This window comes from Corynebacterium sp. HMSC11E11 (genome assembly GCF_001807025.1).
Classification (GTDB): Bacteria; Actinomycetota; Actinomycetes; order Mycobacteriales; family Mycobacteriaceae; genus Corynebacterium; species Corynebacterium freneyi.
The window spans coordinates 55626-75528 of record NZ_KV787116.1 but is presented as its reverse complement, the minus strand read 5'-3'; the positions used below and the strand labels follow the sequence as shown (position 1 = coordinate 75528).

The following is a 19903-nucleotide window of genomic DNA, read 5'->3' as shown; positions in this document are numbered from 1 at the left end:
AAACGGCCCAAAGGGGGCCGACAAACCACGGGTCCACCACCCCCACCCCAAACCACGGGGTCTAAACCACGGGATCAGTGGCGACCCCGTGGTTTAGCGCCGAAAAACGACCGACCCCGCGGTTTAGACCCCGTGGTTTGGGGGCGGCGGCTGGTGGGCGGCCCGTCCCACACGTTCCCGTGGTGTGGACCCCGTGGTTTGGGGGCGCGTGACCGCAACGCGCTCTACTTCCTGGGACGGACGGTGACTTCCTCCACGATGCAGTCCTCGGTCGCGTCGACGCACAGTCGCACGGCGGCGGCGATGGAGTCGACGTGGACGTACTTCGTCCCGTCGTAGCCGTCGGCGCCCATGATCTGGACCTGCATGTCGGTGTCGACGCGGCCCGGATGGACCGAGGAGACCCGCACGCGGTCGCGTTCCTCCTCGCGGAGCGCATCGGTGACGGCGCGCAGGGCGAACTTCGACGCGGAGTACAGGCCGAGTCCCGGGCCGGACTTGTAGCCGGAGCCGGAGTTGATGGCCACGACGGTGCCGCGCGCCCGTCGCAACGCCGGGAGCAGACGGCGGGTCAGGTCGACGACGGACACGACGTTGACGTCCAGCAGACGCGACCATTCATCGCGGTCGGCGTCGGCGACGTTGCTCTTGGCCCAGATACCGGCGGAATGGACGAGCACGTCGATACCGACCTCTCCCCCGAGTCCGGCGGCGTCGATCGCGGCGGCCAAGGCCTCCGGGTCGGTGACGTCGGCGGCGAACGGCTCGGCCGACGGCAGTTCCGCGACGACGGCGGCCGCCCCTTCCTCCGTCGTCGACCCGACCAGCACGTGGTGGTCGTGGCCCAGGTCGCGCGCGATGGCCCGACCGATCCCGCGGGACGCGCCGGTGATCAGGGCGATCGGTCGGCCGCCGGCACGCTGCGCCGCCGTCGCATCGCCTCCGTTCGCGCCTCCCCGGTTCGAATCCGCTCCGCTTGCACCGGTTTCGCTCGCACCCACGCCTACTTCACCGGCTTCGGGGCGGCGTTGCCGGCCTGGTCGATGGGGGTCAGCTGCAGGAAGTCGATGTTGACGTGCGCGGGCCGGGTGGCCACGAACGTGATCACGTCGGCGACGTCCTCGGCGGTGAGGGATTCGACGCCTTGGTAGACGCGCTCGGCCTTGTCGACGTCGCCGTCGAAGCGGACGAGGGAGAAGTCGGTGTGCACGCGGCCGGGGTCGATTTCGGTGACGCGAACGCCGTCGGCGGCGATTTCCTGGCGCAGCACCTCGGTCAGGGCGCGTTCGCCGTGCTTGGCGGCGTTGTAGCCGGCGCCGCCGGGGTAGTTCTGGCGGGCGGCGATGGAGCCGATGGTGATCACGGCGCCCTTGGCGGCCTTGAGGGCGGGCAGCAGGGCGCGGGTGACGCGGAGGGTGCCGAGCACGTTGACCTCGTACATCCAGCGCCACTTGTCTTCGACGGCGTCTTCGACGGATTCCATGCCCCATGCGCCGCCGGCGTTGTTGACCAGCACGTCGCACGACACCACTTCGGCGGCGAGGGCGTCGACGGCGGCTTGGTCGGTGACGTCGAGTTCGACGACGGTGGCGGTTCCTCCGGCGTCGCCGATGCGCCGGGCGACGTCGCGAAGCTTGTCCACGCGCCGCGCGCCGATGACGACGTCGTACCCTGCGGCGGCGAGTGCGACGGCGGTGGCGGCGCCGATTCCCGAGGATGCGCCGGTGACTACTGCGACGGGTCGTGCCATTGCTTTTCTCCTTGTGCTGATTCGTGCTGCTTGACGACGGCTGATCGCGCCCCGAAAGGCGGTTACGTCTTTCCTACCAGCGGGTGACCGGCGTGCGTCGGGCGAACGCCGCCCCTGTGGCGCGGGGGACGTGCGATCACCGGGGATGGTTGCGCGTCCGGGGGCCTCCGGCGTTCCCGGGGCGGCCCCTACGGCGAGGCGACGCCTTCGGCGATGATGACGGTGGCCAGCACCAGGAACACCGCCCCGGACACGACGTCGATCCACGGTCCGGCGCGGTGAAGCGTATCGGCGAAGCGCGGCAGCCCCAGGCCCCACGCCACGCCGCCGAACCAGGCCAGCGACACCGCGGCGAGGACGACGACCATGAGGATCTGGTCGGCCAACCCCATCCCCGGGGTGACGAAGCGGGAGAACACCGCGCCGAAGAAGATCACGGCCTTGGGGTTCGACAGGTTGGTGAACAGGCCCTGCAAAAACGCGCCGTGCAGGCCGGGGCGCCGTCGATCCGGGCCCGTCGACTCCGGGCGGGGGCCACGCGGGGGCGGATCGGCGGAGAGGTGGGCGTCGTTAGGCGGAAGCGGCGACCCGCCGCCGGAGCGCAACTGGCGCGCGCCCGCCCTCACGGCGGACACGCCCATCCAGATCAGGTACGCGCCGCCGGCGATCTGCAGCGCGGACAGCACCCACGGCGCGGCGGCGAGCAGGGCGCCCAGGCCCGCCAGCGTCAGCACCAGCCACACGACGATGCCGGCGACGATGCCCGCGGCCGCCGCCAGCCCCCGCGCCCGCGAGCGCGTGGCGATGCGGAACGGGACATGCCACCGCGTCATCCCACCGAAGCTCCCGCGGGAACTCCCGGCGACTCTCCCCCGCTACGCCACCAGGTGGAGGATGGCCTCCTTGGCCGCGCGCCATTGCGGGCCGGCCAGGTCGCCCCAGGACGAGTGGGCGGCATCGTCGAAAAGCCGCATGGCGACGGGCCGACGTGCCCTCCGCGACGCCGCCTCGAAGGAGATGGCCTGCTGCACGTCGACCACCGAGTCATTGCGGCCGTGGAGGATGACCATCCGCACGTTGCGCGCCATGTACGCGATCGGCGAGGTGTTGCGGTAGCGGTCCGGATACTCCTCGGGCGTGCCGCCGAGCAGCGGGCGGATGTACGGGTCTCCCCAGCGGATTGCGCGGGCCAGGTCGTACACGCCGCACATGGCCACGCAGTTGCGGATGGGGAATATGGGGCGGGCTCCCGGTGCGCCGTCGGGAAGCGCCTCGCGGTTGGCCGCCCATGCGGCGAGACTGCCTCCCGCGCTGACCCCGGTCACCGCCACGCGACCCAGGTCCAACGGCACGGGCGACGCATCGGCGAGGAACGGGATGACGTCGATGGCGGCGGCGACGTCCTCGTAGGTCCGCGGCCAACCACCGGCGCCGCCCGTGCCGCGGTACTCGATGTTCCACACCGCCACGCCCGCATCGGCCAGATCCTCGGCCTGATGCGCGGTGCCGGCGGCCGTCGACGAGTCCATCCAGCCGCCGCCGTGAATCATCACGACCAGCGGCACCGCGCGCGCGGCGTTCGGGGCGGGAGTCTGCGCGGGTGCGGCGGGCGTCGTCGGCGCCGGCACCCCCTCGACCATCGCCGGGGGCAGGTGCAAGTCGCCGAACTGGCGCGGATCGGCACCGTAGGTCATGCGCATGGTCTTCGGCGAACCGGAATCGACGATCGTCGGCAGCACCCGTGGGCCCGGCGGGGCAGGAGCCGGGGCGGCGGCCGACGGGGACCCGCCGACCGCGCGGGAGGCCGGGCCATCAGAGCTTGCACCCGTGTCGGCGACGTCGATGAAACGGCCCGTGACGACCCCGGCCGTGGCGCCCACGGCGGCCAAGCCGAGCAGCTTCAACATGCTGCGCCGGCCCCACATCGTCCTCTTCTGCCTCACGTGGCCCTTCCTCTTCCTGCGACGAGGCTACCGGTGCTTCCCGATGCGCCTCACCACTGCGGCAGCGCCGTGCCTCACCGCCTTGCTTCACCGCCGCGAACTTTTCGTGATTCGCACCACATTATCGCCGAAAAAATGAGATACTGACATACATGTCCACCTCGATGCCCGGCCCGGCACCCACGACCGACTACCCGACCCTGCTGTCGCCCATTCAGGCGGGGCCCCTGACCCTGCGCAACCGCGTCATGATGGGCTCGATGCACACCGGCTTCGAAGAGCGCACCCGCGACCTGCCGAAGCTCGCCGCCTACCTCGCCCGACGCGCCGAGGGCGGCGCCGCCCTGCTGGTCACCGGCGGTTACGCCCCCAACGTGGAGGGCTGGCTGCTGCCCGGCGGTTCGATGATGGCGTCGAAGCGCATGGCCGACAACCACCGCCGCGTCACCGACGCCGTCCATTCGCACGGCGCGCACGTGGTGCTGCAGATCCTGCACGCCGGCCGCTACGGCTACCACCCGTTCATCCGTTCGGCGGATACGACGCAGTCGCCGATCACCCCGTTCAAGGCGCACCGCATGTACGGGTTCGACGTCGAGCGCACCATCCGCGCCTACGTCCGGTCGGCGAAGCTGGCCAAGCGCGCCGGCTACGACGGCATCGAGATCATGGGGTCGGAGGGCTACCTGCTCAACCAGTTCCTGGCCCGGGCGACGAACCACCGCACCGACGAGTGGGGCGGGTCCGCGCGGCGCCGCATGTCGCTGCCGATCGAGATCGTCCGCCGCGTCCGCGCCGAGGTCGGCGACGATTTCCTGCTGCAGTACCGCATTTCGCTGCAGGACCTCGTCGCCGACGGTCAGACGTGGGAGGAGACCGAGGAGCTCGCCGGCCGTCTCGTCGACGCGGGCGTCGACCTGCTCAACACGGGCATCGGCTGGCATGAGGCCCGCGTGCCCACCATCGTCACGTCGGTGCCGCGCGCGGCGTTCGCCGAGCTCACGGGCCGCCTGAAGGCCACCGTCGACGTGCCGGTGTGCGCGTCGAACCGCATCAACGACCCGGGCGTCGCGGAGAACATCCTCGCCTCGGGTCAGGCGGACATGGTGTCGATGGCCCGCCAGATGCTCGCCGACCCCGACTTCGTGTTGAAGGCCCGGGATGGCCGCGCCGACGAGATCAACACCTGCATCGCGTGCAACCAGGCCTGCCTGGACCACACCTTCGCCAACAAGAAGGTGTCGTGCATGGTCAACCCGGTCGCCGGCCGCGAGCTGGAGCTCACTCCCCGTCCGGCGGTGACGCCGAAGCGCGTCGCGGTCATCGGCGCGGGCGTCGCCGGTCTGGCCTTCGCCGAGGCCGCCGCCGTCCGTGGCCACGACGTCGAGATCTTCGAGGCGTCCGATGCCGTCGGCGGCCAGTTCCGCCTCGCCGCCGCCATCCCGGGCAAGGAGGAGTACGCCAACACGCTGCGCTACTTCACCCGCCGCCTGGAGGTCCTGGGCGTGCCGGTCCACCTCGGTCACCGGGCCACGGCGGATCAGCTTCACGACGCCGGCGGGGACACCGCGGACGTCGCAAAGCGGGATGTCGCCGACACCGACCCGTCGTTTGCGCCGTCCCCCGCCGACGAAGTGACCAAGCCGTTCGACCACATCGTCTATTCCGCCGGCGTCGTCCCCCGCGTCCCCGAAATCCCCGGCATCGACCACGATTCGGTGATCCTCTACGACGAGCTGCTCTCCGGCCGCCGCACCGCCGGACAGCGCGTGGCGGTCATCGGCGCCGGCGGCATCGGCGTCGACGTCGCCGAGTACCTCACCCGCGAGCCGAACCAGACCCTCGAGGAGTGGCGCAAGGCGTGGGGCGTCGTCGACCCGGCCGAGGCCCCCGGCGGCGTGGGCACGCCCGTGCCGGAAAAGCCCCTGCGCGAGGTGCATCTGCTGCAGCGCAAGGAGACGCCCATCGGCAAGGGCCTGGGCAAGACCAGCGGTTGGGTGCACCGCGCCGAGCTGAAGAAGGCCGGCGTCCACAAGTACGTCGGCGTCGCCTACGACCGCATCGACGACGACGGCCTGCACATCACCATCGACGGCGAGCAGAAGGTCATCGAGGTCGACAACATCATCGTCTGCACCGGCCAGGAGTCCGACCGGTCGTCCCTCGGCGCGGGTGCCGAGGATCCCCGCATCCACGTCATCGGCGGTGCCGACGTCGCCGCGGAGCTCGACGCCAAGCGCGCCATCCGCCAGGCCGTCGAGTTGGCCGCGGAGTTGTCCCGCTAGTTTCCCGCTTGACGACGGTCCGCCCACGCGCGGGCCGTCGTCACGCTTTTTACAGCGGGTACCGGTCGACGTAGACGCGGCGCTCCAGCGGCAACCGGCCCGGATCCCGCGGCGCACCCGCGGGCAGGCCCACCGCCAGCAGCAGGGCAACCGACACGTCCCGGGCGGCATCGCCGGCGCCGAGGGCCTCCTTGAGCGCCTCCTCGTCGAAGCCCGTCATCGGCGACGACGCCCACCCGCGGGCCTCCGCCGCGAGCATGGCGAACGACGCCGCGATCATCGCGTCGCGGATCGCGTACTCGCGGGACCGGCCGAGATCGCGGCGGACCTTCTGGAACTCGGCGATGCCCGCGCGCTTGGCGGCCGCAGCGGCGTCGTCCCACTGGCCCGACGCGAGGTACTGCGCCGCGACCTCGTCGAACGTGTCCTCCCACCCGTCGGGCTCGGCGATGAACGCCAACACCAGCGGGGCTTGGAGGACCTGCTTCTGGCCGCGGGCCGCCTCGTGCACCGCCGCGCGGACCTCGGGGGACTCGACCCGGACGATCGAGCGGGCCTGCATGTTGAACGCCGACGGCGCCCTGAGGACGACGTCCAGGAAATCGGTGATCTCGTCCTCCGGCAGCGCGTCCGGGAGGAATTCGCGGTTCGCCCGGCGCGACCGGACCATCGCGTCGAAGCGATCGCGGAAGGCGGCGTCGGTGGTGGCGGCGGTGGTGTTGCTGGCGGAATCGGCGTTGTCGAACATGCACATAATATTAGCTGATACATCAACATATGTCAGCGCCGACGAGCCCGACGGCCGAGAGGCCCGACGAATGTGCGCCACCGGCCCGGTCACGCACACTCGTCAGGTGTGCAGCCCCTCCAGCTCCAGCAGCGCGCGCTTCATCGACTCCCCGCCGCCGTACTTCCCGATTCCGCCCGACGCCGGCACCACGCGATGACACGGGATGAACACCGCCAGCGGATTCGTCGAACACGCCGTGCCCGCCGCCCGCGCCGCCTTCGGGAACCCGGCCGCCTCCGCCAGGCCGCCGTAGGTGATGGTGTGGCCGAAGGGGACGTCGCCAAGCGCGGTCAGGGCGCGACCGCGGAAACCGTCGCCGAGGTCGACGTCGAAGGGCACGTCGAACACGCGGCGATCACCGGCGAAGTACTCGCGCAGCTGGCGGCATGCCTCGTCGAGGATCGCCCGCGCCGCCGGGTCGTCCTCCGGCCCGTGCGGGGCGACGCGCCCGTGCAGCGACACCTCCACCAGACCGCGGGCCGACGCCGCGAGCCCCAGCGGGCCGAGCGGTGAATCGAACAGTGCGGTTGCCATGGGATTCAGGGTAGGCGCAGCGGGCGGCGCGGCGCCTACATTGCGACGGTCAACCAGATGGCGATGTGATGCAGCGTCGCGGCGATGATCGTCGCGGCGTGGAAGACCTCGTGGAACCCGAAGAAACGGCTCGACGGGTTCGGCCACTTCAGGGCGTACACCAGCGCACCGAGGGTGTAGATCAAACCGCCGACGGCCAGCAGGATCGTGATGGCCGGCCCCAGCCCGTTCCACAGGTTCGGGGCCTCCCAGATGACCAGCCACCCCAGCAACAGGTACACGGAAACACCCAACCACCTGGGGTGATTGACCCACACGACGTTAAGCAGCACCGCGAACAACGCCCCCGCCCAACACAGGCCGAGCAGCAGCGCGGCGCGTTCGGGCGGCAGCGCCATCACCGACACGGGGCCATAGGTGCCGGCGATGAACACCGCGATCATGGCGTGGTCGGCGCGACGCCACATGCGTACCGCCGCCTCGCTGCGCCACGGCACCAGGTGGTACGCCGCCGACACCGCCATCGACCCGAGAAGGCACACGACGTACAGCGCCGAAATCCACGTGGCGATGCCCACCCCGTGCTTCACCGCGGTGACCACGATCAGGGCGATGCCGGATCCGAGGAAGCCCCACGTCGATCGTTCGTGGAGCACGCCGCGCATGAGCGGGCGGGGTCCGCGGTCGAAGGGCGGGCGGCGACGTCGACCCGACACCTGCTCGGCCCCGTGCTCGGACGCGACGGACGAGCCGCCGGTTGGCACGTGCGGCTGCAGCTCGATGCGGGGCCGACCGCCGGGGCGGGCGTCGGGATCCACGTTGCGGGCATCGGAAGCGTCGGTTCGCATGCTCACAGCTTACGCTCCCGTAGGTTCGCCGTCCCGGCACGTACCATCGGCCCATGCCCGACGACGCCCCACGCACCTCCCCCGACGCGGCCGGCTCCTCCCCCGGCACCGGCCCCGCCATCGGCCCGGACGGTCGCCCGCGCACGCCGTGGGCGCTGGGCAACGCGCGCCTGCTGGCGTACTACGACTCCGAATGGGGCGAGCCGATCCTCGACGAAACGGGGCTGTTCGAGCGCCTGAGCCTCGAGGCGTTTCAGGCGGGCCTGTCGTGGGACATCATCCTGGCCAAGCGCCCGGCGTTCCGCGACGTCTTCCACGGCTTCGATCCCGACCGCGTCGCCGCGATGGATGACGCCGCCGTCGCCGCTGCCCTCGCCGACGCCCGCATCGTTCGCAACAGGGCCAAGATCGTGGCGGCGGTGGGCAATGCGCGGGCCGTCGTCACGCTCCGGGACGCCGACGATCCGCGTGCCTTGCCCGACGAGCTGCCCCCGCATGTGCGCACTGCTTTACGACGAGCCGGCCTCCCCCTGCCCGCCCGCGGCCTGCCGGCGCTGATTTGGTCGCACCTGCCGGAGACGACGCCGCGACCCACCACCGTCGAGGAGACTCCGACCACCTCGCCGGCGGCGACGACACTGGCGAAGACGCTGAAGAAACGCGGTTTCCGGTTCGTCGGGCCGACGACCGCGCACGCGTTGATGGAGGCCATCGGCATGGTCGACGGTCACCTCACCGGATCGTGGCGCCGCGGCTGCTCCGGCCTCTGGGACGAATAGCGCGGCGAACGCGCTCCGGCCGAAGACGGGAAAACGCCCGGCGCGAACCACGCCGGACGTCGTCAAGCACAAGCCTGAACTGGGGCTACACCTTCGACTCGAACCACTCGATCATCTCGTTCCACTCCTTCTCGTGGCCCTTGCGGAAGTACCCGCCGTAGCCGACGCCCTGGCCGCGCGCGGGGCGGGCCTGACGCTTCTCGACGCCCGCCGAACCCGTCAGACGGTCCGTGATCAGATCCGCCGACGACTCCTCCGTCCAGTAATCGTCCGGGATGCGGATCGACAGGAACGGCTGCGTCGCACGGGCGAAACGGGCGGCGAAGTCGAACTCCGGGTCGGAGAAGAAGTAGTCGTTCTTCCGCGCCCACGACGCCCACTGGCGCATGACGCCCAGCGGCGGCTCCTGCGTCAGCTTCCACCGCGACGCAGGGATGTGGCCGGTCAGCGTCGCCGAAATCGGGCCGATGATGTTGAACAGCGCGAACGCGCGGATCTTGCCCACCAGCGACGGCACCTTGGAGATGCGCATGCCGCGGCAGTTGACCAGCGCCGCCGCATCGAACGTGCCCTCCGGGCCGGCGTAGGCGATGCCGTGGCCGCCGACCGCGTGGCCCACGGCGAAGTGCGGCACGCCCTCGAACTCGTCGTGCGCCCAGCCGATGACGCCGCGGACATCTTCGGTGATCCAGTCGGACATGCGGATGTCGGCGTTTTCCGGGTCGGACTTCATGCCCGACCGGCCGGTGCCGCGGTAGGCGTAGGTGACCACGGCGATGCCCTGGTTGGCGACGTACTCGGCGAAGCGGTGGTAGAAACCCTCCGGCACGCCGGTGCCGCCGTGAACCGTGATGACGCCCCGAATCGCCCCGGGGTTGTCCTGCGGCCGGAAAACGGTGCCGCGCAGCAGCAGACCGTCGGCGGCGGGGATGATCACATCCCGGCGGGGCCGGGGCGCGGACTCCTGGGGGCTGATCTCGGGGTACATTTCGTCCTTCCCTGCCCCGGCGGCGCAGTGGCGGCGGGGCGCGCGTGACTGTTCGTAGGGCCCTTCGCGGGCGTTCCGTCCGCGAGTTTAGGACCGGGTGAGCGCGGTCACAGAGGTTTCGCGCAAATGGCGAAAACGGGGTTGCTTTGCGACGTCCCGCGTGTCGGCCCGGCACCGGGGTCGACGGCGGCGCCGTGGTGCCCGGGGCGCGGTGACCCCGTCGCGGGGCCCGTGACCGGGGCGGTCACAGGTCGACGTCGTCGTAGGCGCGTTCGTCCTCGATGGGCTCGAGGTGGGAGGAAATGTGGACGCCGGGGAACCGGTCGCGGAGGTCGTCTTCCATCGCGTGGAGGATGTCGTGGCCGTGTTCGACGGACCATTTGCCGGGGACGAGGACGTGGAATTCGATGAATTCCTGGCGGCCGGAGACGCGGGTGCGGATTTCGTGGACCTCGATGTTGCGGGCCGGGTCGCGGTGGGAGTCGAGGATGCGGTCGACGTCGGCGCGGTCGGCGCCGTCCATCGCCCTGTCCATCAGGCCGCCGCCGGCTTCCATGAGCAGTTTGTACCCGGTGATCAGGATGTTCAGGGCCACCAGCAGCGCGATGACTGGGTCGAGCCACCACCATTGGGTGAGCCACACGAGGAACACGGCGGCGACGACGCCGGCGGAGGTCCACACGTCGGTCATGAGGTGCTTGCCGTCGGCGGTCAGCGTGATGGACCGGTGGGTCCGGCCGGCGCGGATGAGGATGATCGCGACGACGAGGTTGACCACCGAGGCGACGACGCTGAGGATCAGACCGAGGCCGATCTGCTCGATGGGTTGCGGGTCGAGCAGTCGGCCAATCGATGCGGCGATGATGAAGCCGGAGGCGACGAGGATCATCGCCCCCTCCAGCCCTGCGGAGAAGTACTCGGCCTTCGAATGGCCGAATTCGTGGTCGTCGTCGGCGGGTTTGGCGATGACCTTCAGCACCACCAGCGCCACCACCGCGGCCACGAGATTGACCAGTGATTCGGCGGCGTCGGACAGCAGACCGACGGAGCCGGTGACGAAGTAGCCGGTCGTTTTCAGAGCGATGGTCACGATCGCCGCCGCCACCGACAGCCAGGCGAAGCGACTCAAGTCACGCATGCCACGAACACTACTCCCCGCCCCGGATCGCGGCCCCGCGGGAATGCGACCCCTAGTCGAACTTGTGGAACGCCAGGGAGTTGTCGCGCATGACCCGCGGCATCTCCCATTCGCCGAGGACGTCGAGGATGACGTCGACGTCGCTGCGGTCGAAGCGGCGGGCGGCGTGGGTGCCGGGCAGGTCGGTGCCGAACATCAGGGCGCGGGGGTTGGCGGCGTGGATGCGTTCCAGTGCGTCGGCGACGGCGAATTCCAGGCGGCCGAACCCGGAGGCCTTGACGCGCACGCCTTCGCCGGCGAGTTCGACGACGCGGTCGACGCCGGGCGCGGACATGCCCAGGTGGTCGATGGCCACGGCGGGCAGGTCCGGCAGCAGGTCGGCGACTTCGGGGCGGGAGGAGACGTCGAAGTACACCTCGGTGGTCCATCCGGCGAGGTCGTGGACCTTGCGGGCGAGGTTTTCCAGGTCGCCGACGGCGATTTCCTGGCCCTTGAACAGGTTGAAGCGGATGCCGCGGATGCCCTTCGCATCGAGTTCGAGCACGCGGTCGGCGCCGAGGTCGGTGGTGCCGGTGATGATGCCGATGAAGTTGCGCCCCTCGTCGCGGGCGAATCCGCGCGACCGGGCCTCGATTTCCAGTTCCTCCAGGGCTTCGGCGAGGGTTTCTTCGCGGGTTTGCGCTGATCCGCCGACGACGACGCCGCCGATGACGCGCGACCATCGGTCGGCGTCGGCCATGCGGTCGGTGAGTTGGAGGTACCGGTCCACGGTGAACGGGGGCGGCGCGAAGGCCTTTTCCGGCTGCAGGTCGCGGGCCCCGATGATGTGGAAGTGGCTGTCGATGATGTCCATCGCCCCCGATTCTACGTTTGCCCGTGAAAGCCGCGTCCGTTTCCGGGCCCCTGTGAAGGGGTGGTTTCGCTTTGCGGGGCTGCTGGCATGCTTGGGGCCATGACCTGCCAGCGTTCTTCGGGTTCTTTGCTTTTCGACGTCACCGCCATCGGCGCGGGGTTGCCGTTCGCCGCGGTGGCGGGGGATCTGGACGAGGCTCTGGCCGGTGGGGTGGCCGTCGTGCAGGCTCCGCCGGGCACGGGCAAGACGACGGTGGTGCCGCCGGTGGTGGCCAATCATGTGGCGGCGGCCGGTGGTGCGGGGGCGAATGGCGGCGAGGGCGGCGGCCGGGTGATCGTGACGGCTCCCCGGCGCGTGGCGGTGCGTGCGGCGGCGCGGCGGTTGGCGGATCTGGCGGGCGTCGAACTCGGCGGTGCGGTCGGTTACACGGTGCGCGGAGATCGGAAGGTTTCACGGGAAACATCGGTGGAATTCGCCACTCCCGGCGTGATCACCAGGCGCTTGCTTCGCGACGGCGACCTGCCCGGCGTCTCGGCCGTCGTCCTCGACGAGGTCCACGAACGCAATCTCGACTCCGACATTCTGCTGGGCATGCTGCGGGATCTGCGGGAGCTTCGCGATGATTTGACGCTGGTGGCCATGTCCGCCACCGTCGACGCGCCACGCTTCGCCGGTCTGTTGGGCACGCCCGGCGCGCCGGCGCCCGTCGTCGCCGCAGATTCGGTGCTGCACCCGTTGGAGGTGCGGTGGGCGCCGGCGTCGGTGGCCCGCCTGAATCATCGCGGCGTGACCCGGGAGTCTCTGGATCACGTGGCCCGCGAGGCGGTGGAGGCGTTGGCCGATGCGCCGGACGGCGGCGACGTCCTGGTGTTCGTTCCGGGCGTCCGCGAGGTCGAGCACGTCGTCGGCGCGTTGGAGCGGATGGCGCCGGACGGCGGCGGGCGCGGCGTCGAGGTCCTCGCCCTCCATGGTCGGCTGCACACCGGCGAACAGGATCGCGTCGTCCGGGGCGGGTCGCAGGATGGACCGCGGCGGATCATCGTGTCCACGGCGATCGCGGAGTCGTCGCTGACGGTGCCGGGGGTGCGGGCCGTCGTCGACGCGTGCCTGTCGCGCGGTCCCCGTCTGGATCTGTCGCGGGGCATGTCGGGGCTGGTCACGACGTCGTGCGCGCGGTCGTCGGCCGAGCAACGCGCCGGTCGCGCCGCCCGCCTGGGCCCGGGCCTGGCGGTGCGGTGCATCGGCGAGTCGGAGTGGGGCGGCCTGGATGCGTGGCCCGCGCCGGAGATCGCCGTCGCCGATCTGACCCGCGCCATGCTCGACGTCGCCGCATGGGGCACGCCCGGTGCGGTCGGACTGCCGCTTCCCGACGCTCCCCCGCCCCGCCACGTCGCCGCCGCCCATTCGACGCTGGCGGCGTTGGGGGCCATAGACCTCGGGGACGAAAACGCAGCCGCCACCACGACCGCGACCACCGCCGATGCCGCGAACACCATCTCCACCGCGTCGGCTGCGGCCACCGCGCGCATCACCGACCTGGGCACCGTTCTCGCCGCTCTGCCCGTCGACCCGCGGCTCGGCCGTGCGCTGCTGGCGGGTGCGTCGGTGCTGGGCGCGGCGAAAGCGGCGGATGCGGTGTCGCTTCTCGACGACTCCCCGCGCGGCGACCTCACCCGCGCTCCTGATGGCGGCACCCGTTCCGGTGCCGACGCTTCGCGCCTGAAGCGCCTGGTCGAGGAACATTCGGCGGCGGTGGCCGCAATTTCCGAGACCATGGATCGGCTGCCGAAGTCGGTGCCGGCGCACACGAAGGCCGATGCGATCGCACTGGTCACGGCGCTGGCCTGGCCCGATCGGATCGCGAAGCGACGTTCCGCCGACTCCGACGAATACCTCTTCACCGGCGGTACCGCCGCCACCGCTCCCCCGGAGCTGCGCGGCCACGAGTGGTTGGCCGTCGCCGACGTCGGCCGGGCCGGTGGGCGCCTCGCCGGTCGCGCCGGAGCCGTCATCCGCGCCGCCGCACCGGCGTCCCGCGAGCTGACGTCGTGGGCCGCCGCGGGGTTGGCGAGGGAAGTGGAGGAGGTTCGCGTCGCAAAGCACTCCGGTGAGGCGCGAAGCGGCGTCGGCAAACCGAAGGTCACCGCGCGGCGCCGGGAGTTGCTCGGGGCGATCGAATTGGGGGCGCATCCGATGGCCCCCGACGCCGAGCAATGCCGACGGGCGTGGCGGGACCTGTTCGCCGCCGACCCGACGGCGTTGCGGACGCATGTCGGGTTCGGCGCCGAGGCCGAGGTACTGCGTCGGCGGCTTGCCCTGCTGCACCGCGAACTCGGTTCCCCCTGGCCGGATGTCAGCGACGCGGGATTGGCCGCGAGGGCGGAGGAACTGCTCGGGACGGCGATGACGGAGCCGACGTTGCGGCCCATCGGCGTCGACCAGCTGCGCGGCCTGCTGCCCTGGCCGGAGGCCGCCCGCCTCGACGAACTCGTGCCCGAACGCCTGGAGGTGCCCAGCGGGTCGCGCATCCGGGTCGACTACCCGGAGGTTGGTGCTGCGGCGGAGGAAGGGTCTGCCCCGCCGGTTCTGGCCGCGAAACTGCAGGAGTGTTTCGGGTTGGCGGACACGCCCGCCCTCGTCGACGGGCGCGTGGCCGTCCAGCTGCAGCTGCTGTCGCCGGCGGGGCGTCCGTTGGCGGTGACGCAGGATCTGCGCAGCTTCTGGGACGGCCCCTACGCCCAGGTCAGGGCCGAGATGCGCGGCCGCTACCCAAAGCACCCGTGGCCCGAGGACCCGTGGACCGCGCAGGCGACGAAGCGCACCAACCGGCGCAGGTAGGCGGCGGCTCTCCCCGGTCGGTCAGCTCCGGACGGCCGGTTCGGTGTCGATCGGTTTCGACCGGTCAGCCCAGGAAAGTCAGCTGCGGGCCGGGTCCTGCTTTGCGACGTCCGCCTCATTCCCGTCGAGCGCATGCTCCGGATCCGCTGGACGCAGCGCGCAGACGATGAAGGCGACGAAGGCGATGCCGCCGAAGATGCCCTGCAGGTTGCCCCACACCCACTCGGCGGGGTTGAGGGCGTGGCCCCAGGGATTGCCGGGGAACGTTCCGTAGGGCGCCAGGAAATGGGCGACGTAGAAGCCGATGGCCAGGGCGACCTGCCACGGGCGGCGCAGCGTGAAGATCAGCGGCAGGAAGATCATGGTGATCGACCAGTGGTGGCTGACCGTGTACGGGCCGACGAAACAGACCGCCAGGGCGACGACGGCCAGCGACGCGACGCGCAGCCCACGCTGCTCGTATCGGAAGGCGGCGATGCCCGCCAGGATCGCCCCGATGACGAAGCATGTCATGACGATGATGTTCAACGCCGGATCCTCGATGGTCGCCCGCGCCAGCAGCCCGGACAACGCCTGGTTGGCCTCGTAGGTCGGGGCGCCGCCGCGGTTGCCCTCGAAGAACTCGTCGGTCCAGAAGTAGATGGACTCGTCGAAACGCATGACGAAACCGATGGCCACCGTGACCAGGAACCACAGGAAACTGGACAGCACCGCCCGGAAATCCTTGCGGACCAGGAAAATCAGGGCGTACGCCGCCGGCGTGATCTTGATGCCCGCGGCGATGCCGATGCCCAGGCCGCGGAGCTTGCGCGGCAGAAAGCCCAGCACGTCGGCGACGACGAGCAACGCCAGGAAAACGTTGATCTGGCCGAAGTTGATGTTCTCCCACAACGGATCAAGCAGCAGCGCCGGACCCAGCAGCAGCCCCGCGACCAGGGCGGGAGACGGGACACGCAGGCGCGTGGCCACCATCCACACCATCGCCCACACTGCGGCAATGGTCGCGGCGGTCCAGATGATCTGCAGCGTCGTCGGCCCCGCCCACGTCATGGGATAGAACAACAGCGCCGCGAACGGCGGGTAGATGAAGCGGTACCCCGAACGCGTGGGGAAGTCCTCCGAATACAGGTCCCGACCGCGGCGCAAAGCCCAGCCGGCGTCCTGGAAGACCTCGACGTCCATCATGTAATACGTTGCCGCGCGGTACATCTGATAGCCGACTACGCCAACGGCGAAGAGGGCGGCGACGACGGCCGCAAGACGGCGCCACCGATCGGGCACCGCGATCAATCGATCCTGGAGCATGAATCGAACGTACCGCACCCGCCGGATCGCGCCCGTCGGCAAGACGCGGCGGCCCACGGATGCCGCGAACCCCACTGCGGCAGACGGCCCAGCGCCCGATCGGCGGGCGAGCGGCAACCGGGGCGGCGGTAGCGTGGAGCCCATGGAGCACAACGAGTCAGCTTCTCCCGCCGGTGCCGCCGCCCCTGCGGGAGCGGCCCCCGCCAGCCCCGCGGAAGTCACCGCCCGCCACGACGCGATCCGGGCGCGCATCGGCGACGCCGCCCGCGCCGCCGGCCGCGACCCCTCGGAGATCCGCCTGCTGCCCGTGAGCAAGACGGTGCCCGCCGCAGCCGTGCTCGCCGACTGGCCGGCCCTGCGCGACGCCGGATGCCTGACGCTCGCCGAAAACCGCGTCCAGGAGGCGGCCGCGAAGGCTGCGTTCTTCGCCGACGCCGCAGGAGCCGCCTCCACCGATGCCGCCGATGCACCCCCTACTGCGATCACTCCCCTGCCGCGCTGGGCGGTGATCGGCCCGCTGCAGACGAACAAGGCCGGGCAGTTGGCGGCCTTCGCCGACGAGTTCCAGGCGCTCGACCGCCCCAAGGTCGCCGCCGCACTCCAACGCCGACTGGACGGCGGCGCCAATGCCACCGGCGACCCCGGCAGCACCACGGGCGACGCCGGCCGCACCCTCGACGTGCTCATCCAGGTCAACACGTCGCACGAACCCCAGAAGGCCGGCGTCGCGCCCGACGACGCCGAAGCGTTCGTCGCCGACTTCGGCCCCGACGGCCCCTACCCGAACCTGCGGCTGCGCGGCTTCATGACCATGGCCATGATCGCCGACCCCTCCTCCCCCGACGGCGACGAGGACGTGCGCCGGTGTTTCGCCACCCTGCGCGAACTGCGCGACCGCCTCGCGCCGAACGCCCCCGACGGCGTCACGCTCGACGAACTGTCGATGGGCATGTCCGGCGACTTCGAACTCGCCATCGCCGAAGGCGCCACCACCGTCCGCGTCGGCCGCGCCATTTTCGGCGAACGCCCCCGACCCTGAGCACTGCCGGGCCCGCGAATCGGGGTCCCGGCGCACCCCGCGACGCGGCCGTCTCCGCGTGCCGACGGGCCGTCGTCAAGCAATGCCCGCCGGGTACCCTGATGGGCATGAACGACAAGGCAGCCCCCCAGTTCTCCTGCTCCCGCCGAGGATTCCTGCTCGGCACCGCCACCACCGCCGCCGGTGCCCTCCTCGCCGCCTGCGCGCCCGGCTCCGACGTCGAACGCGTCGCCACGGCGGACGTCCCCGTCGGCGGCGGCACCGTCGTCGGCGACTACGTGGTCACCCAGCCCGAAGAGGGCGTGTTCAAGGCCTGGTCCGTGCGCTGCCCCCACCAGGGCGGACGCATCAACGCCGTGCGCGACGGCGTCATGATCTGCCCCGACCACAACTCCCACTTCGACATCGACACCGGCGACGTCGTGTCCGGCCCGTCACGCCACCCCGCCGGCGCCGCCCCCATGGCCGCCGACGACGGCGACCTGGTGGTCGGCTAAGACGCCTGCCGCCGGGGGCCGCGGATGCCGCTCGTGCCCACCACCGTCGCCGCCCCGGCGAGGACGAACAGGCCGATCAGCCAGCAGACCAGCACCCCCCAGCCGCCCCAGCCCAGCACGTGGCCGGAGACCCACCCGACCACCGACGACCCCAGGTAGTAGCTGAACAGGTACATCGAGCTGGCCTCCGCCCGGTCCTCCGTCGCGATGAGCCCCACCGACGACGACGCCAACGAATGCGCCACGAAGAACCCGCCCGTGAACACCGCCACGCCTAGCAGCACCGTCGCCAACCACGGGGTGGCGGTCAGCGCCAGGCCCGCGATGCCGGCGACGATCGCGGCGAGCATCGCTTCACGACGACCGATGCTCTGGGCGAAGAAGCCCGCACGCGCCGACGTCCACGTGCCCGTCAAATAGAGCAGGAACACCAGCCCCGCCGCGGCGGCCGACAAGCCGAAGGTGTCGCCCAGGCGGAAGCCGACGTAGTTGTACAGCGACACGAACGCGCCCATCGACAAAAACGCCAGGGCGTACAGGCCCAGCAGCCGCGGATTGCCCAGGTGGCCGACCAACGCCCGGATCTCGCCGCCCGGCGTCAGCTGCTTCGGCGTGAAGCGCCGCTGGCGCGGCAGCAACCACACCGTGGCCACCGCGAACGTGAGGGCGACCAGCGACGAGGCGACCGTCGCCACGCGCCAGCCGGCGAACTCCAGCACGATCGACGGGATGATGCGGCCCAGCAGCCCGCCCACCGTCGTGCCCGCCACGTACAGGCCCATGATGCGCGGCACGTGCTGCGGGTGGACCTCCTCCGACACGTACGTCATCGCCACCGCCGGGACGCCCGCGATGACCAGGCCCTGGATCAGGCGCAGGCCGATCAGCGCCGACGCGGACGGCGCCAGCGCGAGCGTGAGACCGAGGAGGGTGGCCAGCACCGCGCCGATCAGGATCATCGGGCGCCGTCCGAACCGTTCGGACAGCACCGACATGGGGATGATCGCGCACGCCAGGCCGCCCGTCGCCGCCGACACCGTCAGGGCGGCGGTCGCGGGGCTGATGGCCAGGTCCTCCGTCAGCACCGGCAGCAGCGCCTGCGTCGCATACAGCGCCTGGAACGAGGCGATGCCGGCGAAAAGCACCGCGACCAATGCGCGGCGGAAACCCGGGGCTCCGGGCGTCAGCCCCTCCGGAATCGCCGGAGATGCGACCGTGTGCTGCTCGTTGCTCATGTCGACCATGGTGCGCCGGGGCCTTCGATACTTCCAATGCATTGTCCGGGATGATCCATTGCATGTCGCGCATATCCCCTCGTGGGATACCGTTGTTTCATGATCCCCACCGACCTCGACTGGTTCCTGGACCTCGCGCGCACCCGCCACATGGGCGACTCGGCGGCGAATCTGGGCATCCCGCAGCCGACGCTGTCGCGGCGCCTCGCCAGACTCGAGGCGACGCTGGGCGCGCGACTCTTCGACCGCGATGGCCGGGGCCTGGAGCTCAACGCCCGCGGCCGGGCCTTCGCCGAAGCCGCCGGCGCCGCGACGGATGCCCTACGCGCCGGCGCCGCCGAGGTCGCCCGCCTCGTCGACCCCGCCCAGGGCCCCGTGCGCCTGGACTTCATGCATTCGCTGGGCACGTGGATGGTCCCGGAGATCCTCCGCGCCGCCCGCGCCACCAGGCCGGATGCGGCGATTTCCCTGCATCAGGGCGCCGCCCGCCTGCTCGTCGACCGTGTCTTGGCCGACGAGGCCGACCTCGCGCTCGTCGGCCCGCAGCCCCCCGAATCCCTCGCCGACGGCCCCCTCGAGTGGACGCCCCTGGCCCGCCAGCGTCTGGCCGTCGGCCTGCCCGCCGATCACCGCCTAGCCGGGTCGGCCGCGCCGCTGCGCCTGCGGTCGGTGGAGGAGGATCCGTTCATCGCGATGTTGCCCGGCTACGGCACGCGGCTGCTGCTGGATTCGCTTGCCGACGCCGCCGGGTTCCGCCCCCGCCTCGTCTTCGAGTCGATGGAGTTGACCACCGTCGCGGGCCTGGTCAGCGCCGGTCTGGGGGTGGCGTTGCTGCCCATCGACGATCCGTTTCTCTCCGTGACGGGGATCGTGTTGCGGCCAATCGCCCCGGCGGCCCACCGCGAGCTGGGGATGATCCGCCGCCGCGCCGTCGACATGACTCCGCCCGTCGCCGCGCTGAACGACGACATCCTCGCCCTGGCCGATGCGGGCCGCTGGGTGGCGTGACCGGCGGGCCGGCAGCGGCAGCGGCTTTTCGGCGTTGATGGGCAGCTGCACCACGGGCACGTCGGCGGTGGGC

Annotated in this window: 18 protein-coding genes; 6 read left to right on the top strand and 12 right to left on the bottom strand. The window is 71.2% G+C overall.

Features of this window, described 5'->3' with window-relative positions; all coding sequences use genetic code 11:
• Positions 1 to 224 precede the first annotated feature (224 nt).
• From HMPREF3121_RS02890 to HMPREF3121_RS02875, 4 genes are all read right to left on the bottom strand, one after another.
• Positions 225 to 1001, bottom strand: coding sequence for an SDR family oxidoreductase (locus HMPREF3121_RS02890; protein WP_317986452.1), 777 nt, complete (start codon positions 999 to 1001; stop codon positions 225 to 227).
• Positions 1002 to 1003: 2 nt separating this feature from the next.
• Positions 1004 to 1750: an SDR family oxidoreductase gene (locus tag HMPREF3121_RS02885; protein ID WP_070519685.1), complete on the bottom strand. Its 747-nt coding sequence runs from the start codon at positions 1748 to 1750 to the stop codon at positions 1004 to 1006.
• Between the two features lie 188 nt (positions 1751 to 1938).
• Positions 1939 to 2583, bottom strand: coding sequence for a LysE family translocator (locus tag HMPREF3121_RS02880; protein WP_070519683.1), 645 nt, complete (start codon positions 2581 to 2583; stop codon positions 1939 to 1941).
• A gap of 42 nt (positions 2584 to 2625) precedes the next feature.
• A complete protein-coding gene (locus HMPREF3121_RS02875) occupies positions 2626 to 3693 on the bottom strand; it encodes an alpha/beta hydrolase family protein (RefSeq protein ID WP_141742943.1) in 1068 nt (355 codons plus the stop codon).
• Between the two features lie 152 nt (positions 3694 to 3845).
• Between HMPREF3121_RS02875 and HMPREF3121_RS02870 the strand changes: the two genes are divergently transcribed.
• Complete coding sequence (locus tag HMPREF3121_RS02870) at positions 3846 to 5978, top strand: oxidoreductase (protein WP_224370933.1); 2133 nt, start codon at positions 3846 to 3848, stop codon at positions 5976 to 5978.
• A 49-nt stretch (positions 5979 to 6027) separates the two neighbouring features.
• Here the strand turns inward: HMPREF3121_RS02870 and HMPREF3121_RS02865 are convergent, their stop codons facing one another.
• The 3 genes from HMPREF3121_RS02865 to HMPREF3121_RS02855 form a co-directional block, all read right to left on the bottom strand.
• Positions 6028 to 6726 carry a nitroreductase family protein gene (locus HMPREF3121_RS02865; protein WP_083291215.1) on the bottom strand — a complete coding sequence of 233 codons (699 nt, stop codon included), beginning with the start codon at positions 6724 to 6726 and terminating at the stop codon, positions 6028 to 6030.
• A gap of 102 nt (positions 6727 to 6828) precedes the next feature.
• On the bottom strand, positions 6829 to 7302 hold the full coding sequence (locus tag HMPREF3121_RS02860) for a methylated-DNA--[protein]-cysteine S-methyltransferase (protein WP_070519680.1): 474 nt from the start codon (positions 7300 to 7302) through the stop codon (positions 6829 to 6831).
• Positions 7303 to 7337: 35 nt separating this feature from the next.
• Positions 7338 to 7967, bottom strand: a complete 630-nt coding sequence (locus HMPREF3121_RS02855) for a PAQR family membrane homeostasis protein TrhA (RefSeq protein WP_070519730.1) — start codon at positions 7965 to 7967, stop codon at positions 7338 to 7340.
• A gap of 236 nt (positions 7968 to 8203) precedes the next feature.
• On the opposite strand from HMPREF3121_RS02855, the gene HMPREF3121_RS02850 reads away from it, so the two are divergent.
• Positions 8204 to 8929 carry a DNA-3-methyladenine glycosylase I gene (locus tag HMPREF3121_RS02850; RefSeq protein WP_083291207.1) on the top strand — a complete coding sequence of 242 codons (726 nt, stop codon included), beginning with the start codon at positions 8204 to 8206 and terminating at the stop codon, positions 8927 to 8929.
• Positions 8930 to 9014: 85 nt separating this feature from the next.
• Here HMPREF3121_RS02850 and HMPREF3121_RS02845 read toward each other — a convergent pair whose 3' ends face one another.
• The 3 genes from HMPREF3121_RS02845 to HMPREF3121_RS02835 form a co-directional block, all read right to left on the bottom strand.
• The gene (locus HMPREF3121_RS02845; RefSeq protein ID WP_083291206.1) at positions 9015 to 9917 is read right to left on the bottom strand and encodes an alpha/beta hydrolase family protein; all 903 of its coding nucleotides are present in this window, start codon (positions 9915 to 9917) and stop codon (positions 9015 to 9017) included.
• A gap of 244 nt (positions 9918 to 10161) precedes the next feature.
• On the bottom strand, positions 10162 to 11055 hold the full coding sequence (locus HMPREF3121_RS02840) for a cation diffusion facilitator family transporter (protein WP_070519678.1): 894 nt from the start codon (positions 11053 to 11055) through the stop codon (positions 10162 to 10164).
• A 52-nt stretch (positions 11056 to 11107) separates the two neighbouring features.
• Positions 11108 to 11908 (bottom strand): amidohydrolase family protein, encoded by an 801-nt coding sequence (locus HMPREF3121_RS02835; protein WP_070519676.1) that lies wholly within the window; start codon positions 11906 to 11908, stop codon positions 11108 to 11110.
• Positions 11909 to 12007: 99 nt separating this feature from the next.
• Here HMPREF3121_RS02835 and HMPREF3121_RS02830 point away from each other — a divergent pair, with 99 nt between their 5' ends.
• Positions 12008 to 14746 carry an ATP-dependent RNA helicase gene (locus HMPREF3121_RS02830; protein WP_141742942.1) on the top strand — a complete coding sequence of 913 codons (2739 nt, stop codon included), beginning with the start codon at positions 12008 to 12010 and terminating at the stop codon, positions 14744 to 14746.
• A 78-nt stretch (positions 14747 to 14824) separates the two neighbouring features.
• Here the strand turns inward: HMPREF3121_RS02830 and HMPREF3121_RS02825 are convergent, their stop codons facing one another.
• On the bottom strand, positions 14825 to 16051 hold the full coding sequence (locus tag HMPREF3121_RS02825) for a glycosyltransferase 87 family protein (RefSeq protein WP_070519724.1): 1227 nt from the start codon (positions 16049 to 16051) through the stop codon (positions 14825 to 14827).
• A gap of 142 nt (positions 16052 to 16193) precedes the next feature.
• On the opposite strand from HMPREF3121_RS02825, the gene HMPREF3121_RS02820 reads away from it, so the two are divergent.
• Both HMPREF3121_RS02820 and HMPREF3121_RS02815 read left to right on the top strand, forming a co-directional pair.
• Positions 16194 to 17090, top strand: a complete 897-nt coding sequence (locus HMPREF3121_RS02820; protein ID WP_083291205.1) for a YggS family pyridoxal phosphate enzyme — start codon at positions 16194 to 16196, stop codon at positions 17088 to 17090.
• Positions 17091 to 17197: 107 nt separating this feature from the next.
• A complete protein-coding gene (locus tag HMPREF3121_RS02815) occupies positions 17198 to 17587 on the top strand; it encodes a Rieske (2Fe-2S) protein (RefSeq protein ID WP_070519719.1) in 390 nt (129 codons plus the stop codon).
• Here the strand turns inward: HMPREF3121_RS02815 and HMPREF3121_RS02810 are convergent.
• Positions 17584 to 18822: an MFS transporter gene (locus HMPREF3121_RS02810; protein ID WP_070519721.1), complete on the bottom strand. Its 1239-nt coding sequence runs from the start codon at positions 18820 to 18822 to the stop codon at positions 17584 to 17586. The genes HMPREF3121_RS02815 and HMPREF3121_RS02810 overlap by 4 nt on opposite strands.
• Positions 18823 to 18921: 99 nt before the next feature.
• On the opposite strand from HMPREF3121_RS02810, the gene HMPREF3121_RS02805 reads away from it, so the two are divergent.
• On the top strand, positions 18922 to 19830 hold the full coding sequence (locus HMPREF3121_RS02805) for a LysR family transcriptional regulator (RefSeq protein WP_070519672.1): 909 nt from the start codon (positions 18922 to 18924) through the stop codon (positions 19828 to 19830).
• Positions 19831 to 19903 lie beyond the last annotated feature (73 nt).

Excerpts from the sequence above, each read along its gene's own strand:
- HMPREF3121_RS02850 (WP_083291207.1), top strand. The coding sequence starts at position 8,204 with ATGCCCGACGACGCCCCACGCACCTCCCCCGACGCGGCCGGCTCCTCC.
- HMPREF3121_RS02830 (WP_141742942.1), top strand. The coding sequence starts at position 12,008 with ATGACCTGCCAGCGTTCTTCGGGTTCTTTGCTTTTCGACGTCACCGCC.
- HMPREF3121_RS02860 (WP_070519680.1), bottom strand. The coding sequence starts at position 7,302 with ATGGCAACCGCACTGTTCGATTCACCGCTCGGCCCGCTGGGGCTCGCG.
- HMPREF3121_RS02810 (WP_070519721.1), bottom strand. The coding sequence starts at position 18,822 with ATGAGCAACGAGCAGCACACGGTCGCATCTCCGGCGATTCCGGAGGGG.
- HMPREF3121_RS02855 (WP_070519730.1), bottom strand. The coding sequence starts at position 7,967 with ATGCGCGGCGTGCTCCACGAACGATCGACGTGGGGCTTCCTCGGATCC.
- HMPREF3121_RS02835 (WP_070519676.1), bottom strand. The coding sequence starts at position 11,908 with ATGGACATCATCGACAGCCACTTCCACATCATCGGGGCCCGCGACCTG.
- HMPREF3121_RS02840 (WP_070519678.1), bottom strand. The coding sequence starts at position 11,055 with ATGCGTGACTTGAGTCGCTTCGCCTGGCTGTCGGTGGCGGCGGCGATC.
- HMPREF3121_RS02880 (WP_070519683.1), bottom strand. The coding sequence starts at position 2,583 with ATGACGCGGTGGCATGTCCCGTTCCGCATCGCCACGCGCTCGCGGGCG.
- HMPREF3121_RS02845 (WP_083291206.1), bottom strand. The coding sequence starts at position 9,917 with ATGTACCCCGAGATCAGCCCCCAGGAGTCCGCGCCCCGGCCCCGCCGG.
- HMPREF3121_RS02815 (WP_070519719.1), top strand. The coding sequence starts at position 17,198 with ATGAACGACAAGGCAGCCCCCCAGTTCTCCTGCTCCCGCCGAGGATTC.
- HMPREF3121_RS02825 (WP_070519724.1), bottom strand. The coding sequence starts at position 16,051 with ATGCTCCAGGATCGATTGATCGCGGTGCCCGATCGGTGGCGCCGTCTT.
- HMPREF3121_RS02870 (WP_224370933.1), top strand. The coding sequence starts at position 3,846 with ATGTCCACCTCGATGCCCGGCCCGGCACCCACGACCGACTACCCGACC.
- HMPREF3121_RS02820 (WP_083291205.1), top strand. The coding sequence starts at position 16,194 with ATGGAGCACAACGAGTCAGCTTCTCCCGCCGGTGCCGCCGCCCCTGCG.
- HMPREF3121_RS02885 (WP_070519685.1), bottom strand. The coding sequence starts at position 1,750 with ATGGCACGACCCGTCGCAGTAGTCACCGGCGCATCCTCGGGAATCGGC.
- HMPREF3121_RS02865 (WP_083291215.1), bottom strand. The coding sequence starts at position 6,726 with ATGTTCGACAACGCCGATTCCGCCAGCAACACCACCGCCGCCACCACC.
- HMPREF3121_RS02805 (WP_070519672.1), top strand. The coding sequence starts at position 18,922 with ATGATCCCCACCGACCTCGACTGGTTCCTGGACCTCGCGCGCACCCGC.